Below are 7,655 nucleotides of genomic sequence, written 5' to 3'. Positions count from 1 at the left end.
CGCGAGCCGCTCCAGCTCCTCCTTGCTCAAGTGCGGCTTGGCGGCTGCAAGCGCCTGCGTTACGGTCGCATCGAGGCGTACGCCCCACCGCTCGCGCATGAGGCCGCGAATATATCTCGCCTGGTGCGCCAGCGCTTCCCGCGCCAGCCCGCGCCGCTCGTACCACCCTGCGGCGGCGAGCAGCGTCTCGTCCCCGCGCCGCACTGTCCATGCGCGCGGCGTGTAGGCCGGCCCGAAGCGCACGCCCTTCAACCAGAGCCACAGCAGCGCCCCCAGGGTCAACTGCAGCAGCACGGCGACCAGCCAGCCGGGATATACCGCAAGCAGGCCCGGTTTTTCGTAAAGCCCGTGATGATACTCGTCGAACCATAGGGCCGCGGTCTCCGGGCTTGTCTGGATGTACGGCCGGACCAGCTCAAAATGCGAATGCTCCAAAATGCGGTCGTTCCTCATCCACTCCGGGACGAGAAGCAGCGTAATGCTGCCCTGCCCGACTGCGGCGCGTCCGGCAATAATGCCCCGCTCATCCTTCAGCAGCGGCTTTATGCCCGTCGCTTCCTTCAAACGGTAGGCCGATGCGACCTTCCCGCTGAGTCCGGTGCCCGTGCCCGACTGCCGCGTCAAGTCGGTGATCGCTACAGCGTTGGAGCCGGCTTGCCCCGTCTTCGTGAGGGGGAACGCATCCAATGGTTCCGGGGCGTCATGAAACAGCACCAGCTCATTGCCCCCGCTTACCCATGTGCGGATTTCTTCCCATTCCTTGGCCGCCAGTGAATAAGGCTGAATGACAATCAGCTTATGACGGCCCCCGCTTGGCAGCGACCGCCAAGGCTGCTTCCATGCCTTCACCGGTGCGCCCTGCTCCTTCAGCAGCGTAAATACCGCTTTGGTACCGTCGAGGTCTGCGGACGTCGACAGATACGGGGGATGATCCGGCAAATCCGGCTTCACCAGAACGTATCCAAACAGCAGAAATGCGACGATGCTGACCGCCAAAGCGATCTGCAGCTTGTTCCGCTTAAGCATAGCCCGCCTCCTCCCGCCGGTACGGTGCCAAGAGCTCGGTCATCCGTCCGTATTCCTGCGCTCCCGCCGTACCCCCTCCGTAATAGACGAGCTCGAACAAAGAAGCGGCCTGCTTAAACGAAGCGACCGCGCCCGGCTGCCGCTCGTACAGCTCCTCCGCATATTCGCGGTTCGTCTTCCACCGCTCCGCCCGCACCCATTGACGTTCATCCATCAGCAGAAGCATCGCCAGAAACGTCCGGCGCACCGCCTCCGGATAGTCGCCTTCGGCAGCGCATGCCTCCGCTTCCCGGAGCAAGGCGGCATAGGAGCGGTCCAGCTCCGCGGCGCTGCGGAACACGCTGCGCCGCCGGCTGCGGCGAACAAGGATCAGGCTGCGCACCAGCCAGACGATGGCCGCCACAAGGACGGCAAGCAGGAGGCCGAGCAGGACGTAGGCGAGTACCTTCGGAGTGCCGGGCGGGACGGACATATCCGGGAACAGATCCAGCACCTTCCGCCACATCCGCTCCAGCCACTCGATGACGGGATTCCGTCCGTCGCCTTGCAAATACGCCGTGTATTCGTCGCGTTCCAGAATGCTCTCCAGCTGTTTCTTTTCCGCCTTCCAACCGTCGTTAGTCATCTTTCTTCTCCGGCTCCTTCGAACCGTTGTCTTCCACAGGCGAACTCACGCCCGGAGCACGGACGGCTTCTTCGGCAGATCCGGTCCGATCGGAACCGTCGGGCTGTGCAGCCCCGTTCGTTTGCCCTGCTGCCGCCTCTTGCGCCGCTTCATCCGTTTGCACAGCTCCCGCAGCCTGGCCGCCCGCGTCCGGTTGCTCCGCTCCAGCCGTTTGCACCAGCCTATCCGGCCGCACAGACTCCGCAGCAAAAGCATAGCCGCCGTTTTCCGCAGCTGGACCGGCCCCATCTCCCGTTTCCGCCGGCTGGCTGCTGTACGACCCGTACGACTGACCGGCGGCAAGCATCTGCTCCAAATCGGCCCCCTCGTTGCGCACCCGCAAATCGAAGTAGGTTACCGCATAAGGAATCATATAGATCGGCGTGATCAGAAGCGTCAGCACGATGTAGATCAATTGGCCGAGCAAGGACATTTTAAATACCGCGATCAGCAGCGCATAAGTCCCCAGCATAAAGACGCTGTAAATAATCGACAGGACGAAGTAGATGCCGAATATGCGCCAAAAGTTCCCTTTGGTCAGCTTCCAGCTCCTGCTTAGAGACGATCGGGCGCCCTCCAGTGCCACGACCGGCAAATAAAAACCGAAACGGATAGCGAAAAACCCGATCCCTGCCATCATCAGCAAAACGACCAGCATATACATACCGATCAATAATACAGCAAGCACGATGCTGCTGCCGAACGGATCGGAGCCCAGTTCGGAAATGCCGGCGCCGATGCCGATCGATACCGCAGCGACAATAATAACCCCGAACACGACAGCGGTCGAGATCGCCGCATACACGCCCATAAGGATCAAACCGAACAGCAGCGTATTGCCCACCATCGGCCAATAGCGGGAAAACGAGCTTCTCAACAGCTCCTTGAAGCCCACGGAAGCTCCTTCGGCGGCGGCGCGGACCAGGTGCAGCTGCGACGAAACGGCAGCCGGAAAAACGGCCAGCATATAAATCGGCATCAGCAAGAACGAAAATAACAGCAGCCCTATACGCAGTTCGTCGCCAGACCCGCTGGCTTCGGCGAACCGGTCAAGCGAATCGGCAATCGTTTCCCCGGATTCCGGCAGGAGCGAAACGCTGCTCATATCGAAGAGCACTGCGTTTTGCAAAAGATAAATCGGCCCGAAAAACAGCAGCATCAGCAGGAACGTCACCGTAAAATGCTTGCGGTAGATCTGAAAGCTCCTGTCCAAAATCGAACCGATCCCCATCGGCCTTTCAAATGAAATCATTGGTCGCTCCTCCTGCCCACATATTCGACATCATTATACACGAACTTTCAGCGGGATAGCACCAATAAATTACAGAATACAAAAAAGCCGGCCGTCTGCTTCGACGGCCGGACCGGGTGCTGCTATAGGCGATTAAGGCTTCACGTCATACATTTTGTACAAGCCGTCCAGCATAAGGTTGGCAGCTTTGACGCCGCCCGCCGTATTCCAAATCACATCGTCCACTTTGAACACTTTATTGTTCTTGACGACTTTCAGATTTTTCCACAGCGGATCGTTCATCCATTCTTCTTCCTGCTTGGTTCCTTTGCCGTCGCCGGTCTCGTAGGTGAAATAAATGACCCGGTCGGCGGCTTCAAGCTCCGTCAGCCGTTCTTTCGTAATGTCTTCGAACGCCTTCTCGTCGTTCTTGGCATCGGAGCGGGCAATGCCGATTTGCTTAAAGATAACGCCGGTAAACATATTGCCGTAGTAGTAACGGGTTTTGCCGCCCATGAAGCGTACGACGGCCACTTTCTCGTTCAGCTTGCTGCCGGCTTTTTGCTTAAAGTCCTCGATCCGTTTGTCGAATGCGGCGATGATTTTCTCGCCCTCGGCTGTTTTGTTCAAGGTTTCGGCGTACAGCTTGAAGTTATCCTTCCATTCGCCGCGCAGCGTTTCCGAATAAACGGTCGGCGCGATGGCTTTGAGCTGATCGTAAATTTTTTCGTGGCGCATTTTGTTGCCGATGATGAGATCGGGCTTGAGCGATGCGATCAGCTCCAGATTCGGCTGCTGCTCGCCGCCCACTACTTTGACGCCTTCCATGTCGGCTTTGATATGATCGAACCACGGATTGCCGGTGTACGATTGCACCGCGCCGATCGGCTTCACGCCGAGCGCAAGCAGCGCCTCCGTTCCCTCGTTGGTCAAAATGACGACCTTCTGCGGGTTTGCCGGAACCTCGGCTTCGCCCATGGCATGCTTGACTTTGCGCGGACCGTCCGCTTTAGCCGGGGCTGTGGCTCCTCCGGATTGGGCCTCCGGCTGTGCTGCGGGCTTCTGGCCGCAAGCTGTCAGCCAAACGGACAACAATAAGACGACGGCAAGCAGCGCCGCCGATTTCAGACGAAACGACCGGTTAAGGGAAAACATGTGCGACCTCCTGATCTCTGGTTGTTCTTGATGTCTTCGTTAATTGTGAATGCCGCAAATGATTGATAATCATTATCATTTACTTGGTTAATATTACTGAGCATTCGCTTGCTTGTCAACTATTTTGTGATAATGATTCTCAGATTCATTGACAGTTGATAATGGTTCTCATACAATGAAAGAAAGCAGTTATACTATAGGTTAAGACAGGAAGCAGGCTATCTTTTTATGCACAATCCACTTCATCGTCGCTCTTCCAAAATCATCGGCCTGATCGCAGCTCTCGTATTGCTCGCTCTGGCCATGGCGGCCAGTATCATGTTCGGCCTTAACTATTATTCTTGGGATCGCGTTATCGCGTCCTATACGCAGTTTGACGGCTCCAACGATCATATCATTATCCAAACGGCGCGCGTGCCCCGGGCACTGATCGCCGCCGCGGTCGGCGCAAGCCTCGCCGTAGCCGGCGCGCTGATGCAAGCCATTACCCGCAACCCGCTCGCATCGCCGAGTATTTTCGGCGTCAATGCCGGAGCGGCGTTTGCCATTGTTTTATCCGTAGCCCTGTTCGACGTCTCGGGCATGACCCGGTATACTTGGATCGCGTTTTTGGGGGCCGCCGTCAGCGCCGGGGGCGTCTACTTTCTCGGCTCGATCGGCCGCGACGGCCTGACCCCGATTAAGATTACGCTCGCCGGGTCGGCCGTCACCGCTTTCTTCGCGTCGCTGACCCAAGGCATCCTGCTCGGCAGCGGCAAAGCGTTCGACCAAGTGCTGTTCTGGCTCGTCGGCTCGGTAGCCGGACGGACGATGGAGATGCTGAACGCGGTTTTGCCTTATATGCTCGTGGCCTTGGCCGGCGCCCTGCTCCTTTCGCCGCAAATCAACGTGCTGGCGATGGGCGAGGACGTGGCCAAAGGGCTCGGTCAACGGACTCTGCTTGTCAAAGCCGCTGCAGCCGTCGTCATCGTGCTGCTTGCCGGCGGCGCCGTTTCGGTAGCGGGACCGGTCGTATTCGTCGGCATCATCGTGCCGCATATCGTCCGCTATCTGGTAGGCATCGACCACCGCTGGCTGCTTCCTTACTGCGCCGTGGTCGGCGCGTTGCTGCTGGTTAGCGCCGACGTCGGGGCCCGCTTCATCGCCATGCCGAAGGAAGTTCCCGTCGGCGTCACGACCGCCCTGATCGGCGTCCCCTTCTTCGTGTATATCGCGCGCAAAGGAGGGCAGCTCTCATGAGCCGACAATCCAGCCGATACTTTGCCGTCCGCGGAAAAGCTTTCTCGTATCTTGTCAGCAAAAGAGCGCTTGCCGTAACGTTCCTGCTGCTCTTTATCACGATTGCCGCCATGATTCTCAGCACCGGCATCGGCAGCGTCTATATTCCGCCGGGGGAAGTCGTCCGTTCGGTCTTCGGCTTCGGAGACGATTCCAGCGAGATGATCGTCCGCTCGCTTCGACTGCCGCGGATTCTGATGGCCGTGCTCGTCGGAGCGTCGCTCGCGGTGGCCGGAGCCATTCTGCAAGGCGTCGTGCGCAACTCGCTGGCTTCGCCCGACACGGTCGGCATGACCGGCGGCGGAACGCTCGGAGCCGTCTCGTTCTTTTTCTTTTTCTCGGATAAAATTACGATTCATCTGCTGCCGGTCTTCGCCATCGCCGGCGCCTTCATCGCTACGTTCGTCGTGTATGCCTTGTCTTGGAAAGGCGACGGCGTTACCCCGCTCCGGCTCGTGCTGATCGGCATCGGCTTCGCGGCGGCGATGAGCTCGATCTCGTATATGATGCTGATCTCCGGCCCTGTCGTTCTGGCGAACCAATCGCTTACGTTCATGACCGGAAGCATTTACGGCGTATCTTGGGAAAAGTCCGTTACTCCGTTGCTGCCTTGGTTTATTGTGCTGCTGCCGCTTATTATCGTCTATTCGCGGCATGTCAATATCCAGGAGCTCGGCGAAGAAGTCGCCCGCAGCGTAGGCAGCGCCGTCCAGCGCCAACGGTTTCTGCTGCTGCTGCTCAGCGTCGCCTTGGGCGGAGCCGCCGTAGCGTTCGGCGGAGCGATCGGCTTCATCGGCTTGATGGCGCCGCATATGGCCCGGAAGCTGGTCGGCCCGGCCTTCGGCGCGCTGGTGCCGGTATCCGCGCTTATCGGAGCGATCGTGCTGCTGCTGTCCGACCTGGCCGGCCGGACGCTGTTTGCGCCGCTTGACATTCCTGCCGGCGTATTCACCGCCTGCATCGGCGCGCCGTTCTTCGTCTATTTGCTGTACCGCAGCCGCAACCGTTAATTCGTATTGACCTGTCGATTTCGATGTGAAGCCTTGACACGGACACCATGTAAAACAGAGAAGCCCGGACTAGACCAAACGGAGCGGCGGAATTTGTCCCAAACGGCCGAAAAACGTTCCGTCTGCGCCATGTCCGCCTATCGCCGGGCTTCAAGACCGAAGGAGAAGATCTTATGACTGCCATCCAATCGAACGACCTGTGCCTCTGTTACGGGGATACGTGCATTTTTCGAGAGCTGAACATCAAGATTCCGAAAGGAAAAATAACGGTGTTTATCGGCGGCAACGGCTGCGGCAAATCGACCCTGCTCCGCTCTCTGGCCCGGCTGCTCAAGCCGCAAAGCGGGCAAGTGGTGCTCGACGGCAGCAACATCGCGACGCTGTCCACCAAGGAAGTCGCCAGACGCATGGCGATTCTTCCGCAAGGCCCTGCGGCTCCGGAAGGCTTGACGGTGCTGCAGCTTGTCAAGCAGGGCCGCTATCCGTATCAAAGCTGGCTCCAGCAGTGGTCCAAGGAAGACGAAGCCATGGTGCAGCGCGCGTTGGAGCTGACGCATATGAAGCCGCTCGCCGAGCGTACGGTCGATTCCTTGTCCGGCGGCCAGCGGCAGCGGGCCTGGATCGCCATGACGCTGGCTCAAGGCACGCCGACGATTCTGCTGGACGAACCGACCACATACCTCGACCTGGCGCACCAAATCGAAGTGCTCGATCTGCTGTACGAGCTGAACGAAAGCGAACAGCGCACCATCGTCATGGTCCTTCATGACATTAACCTTGCCTGCCGCTATGCGCATAATATCGTAGCTATCAAAGACCGCAAAGTATGGGCCGAAGGCCGGCCGCAGGATATCGTCACCGAAGACTTGATCCGCAGCGTGTTCGACCTGGAATCGCGAATCGTCGAGGACCCGCTGTTCGGCACGCCGATGGTTGTGCCTTTCGGCAGAGGCAAGCAGCCTTTGGCTGCTCCGAAGCTCGCGGTGGCCGGGAAATAATACGGATACCAAAGAAAGCGCCTCTCCTGCATAAAGGAGTCAGGCGCTTTTTTTCGCGTTCGGCCACGTCGGCGATCCGAAGATGCACTGGCTTCTTCTCGGCAATCTTTTTGCAGCCAAGCCGCAAACGAACGACATTTGTGATAGAAGACCTGACGGGTACGGAAAAATGCGACCTCTTTTTTTAATCTTGTATTTTTCGGCGGTTAGGGAACACTATTCAAAAATGGATAGGGAGGAAGGAACTGACCCCCGTTTGTGAGACAGGGATCAAAAACACCTTGCAAGTTAAG

7 protein-coding genes are annotated in these 7,655 nt (G+C 58.3%); 3 read left to right on the top strand and 4 right to left on the bottom strand.

Going from position 1 to position 7,655, the window contains the following annotated elements:
- The 4 genes from PEH01S_RS33605 to PEH01S_RS33590 form a co-directional block, all read right to left on the bottom strand.
- Positions 1-1,026, bottom strand: a 1,026-nt coding sequence (locus tag PEH01S_RS33605; RefSeq protein ID WP_164828135.1) for a DUF4350 domain-containing protein, incomplete at its 3' end; no start/stop codon positions are given.
- Positions 1,019-1,651: a DUF4129 domain-containing protein gene (locus PEH01S_RS33600; protein WP_127490388.1), complete on the bottom strand. Its 633-nt coding sequence runs from the start codon at positions 1,649-1,651 to the stop codon at positions 1,019-1,021. The genes PEH01S_RS33605 and PEH01S_RS33600, both read right to left, overlap by 8 nt.
- Complete coding sequence (locus PEH01S_RS33595; protein WP_127490387.1) at positions 1,644-2,942, bottom strand: ABC transporter ATP-binding protein; 1,299 nt, start codon at positions 2,940-2,942, stop codon at positions 1,644-1,646. Before PEH01S_RS33595 ends, PEH01S_RS33600 begins: the two co-directional genes overlap by 8 nt.
- 132 nt (positions 2,943-3,074) lie before the next feature.
- Complete coding sequence (locus PEH01S_RS33590) at positions 3,075-4,076, bottom strand: ABC transporter substrate-binding protein (protein ID WP_025845469.1); 1,002 nt, start codon at positions 4,074-4,076, stop codon at positions 3,075-3,077.
- 228 nt (positions 4,077-4,304) lie between these two features.
- Here PEH01S_RS33590 and PEH01S_RS33585 point away from each other — a divergent pair, with 228 nt between their 5' ends.
- The 3 genes from PEH01S_RS33585 to PEH01S_RS33575 all read left to right on the top strand — a co-directional run bounded on the left by PEH01S_RS33585 (position 4,305) and on the right by PEH01S_RS33575 (position 7,362).
- Complete coding sequence (locus PEH01S_RS33585; protein WP_025845471.1) at positions 4,305-5,315, top strand: FecCD family ABC transporter permease; 1,011 nt, start codon at positions 4,305-4,307, stop codon at positions 5,313-5,315.
- Complete coding sequence (locus PEH01S_RS33580) at positions 5,312-6,364, top strand: FecCD family ABC transporter permease (protein ID WP_025845473.1); 1,053 nt, start codon at positions 5,312-5,314, stop codon at positions 6,362-6,364. The genes PEH01S_RS33585 and PEH01S_RS33580 overlap by 4 nt, the downstream gene beginning before the upstream one ends.
- Before the next feature lie 173 nt (positions 6,365-6,537).
- On the top strand, positions 6,538-7,362 hold the full coding sequence (locus PEH01S_RS33575; protein WP_025845475.1) for an ABC transporter ATP-binding protein: 825 nt from the start codon (positions 6,538-6,540) through the stop codon (positions 7,360-7,362).
- Positions 7,363-7,655 lie beyond the last annotated feature (293 nt).

Origin of the sequence: Paenibacillus ehimensis NBRC 15659, assembly GCF_004000785.1 — a bacterium.
GTDB lineage: Bacteria > Bacillota > Bacilli > Paenibacillales > NBRC-103111 > Paenibacillus_G > Paenibacillus_G ehimensis.
This window is presented reverse-complemented; position numbering and strand designations above follow the sequence as displayed.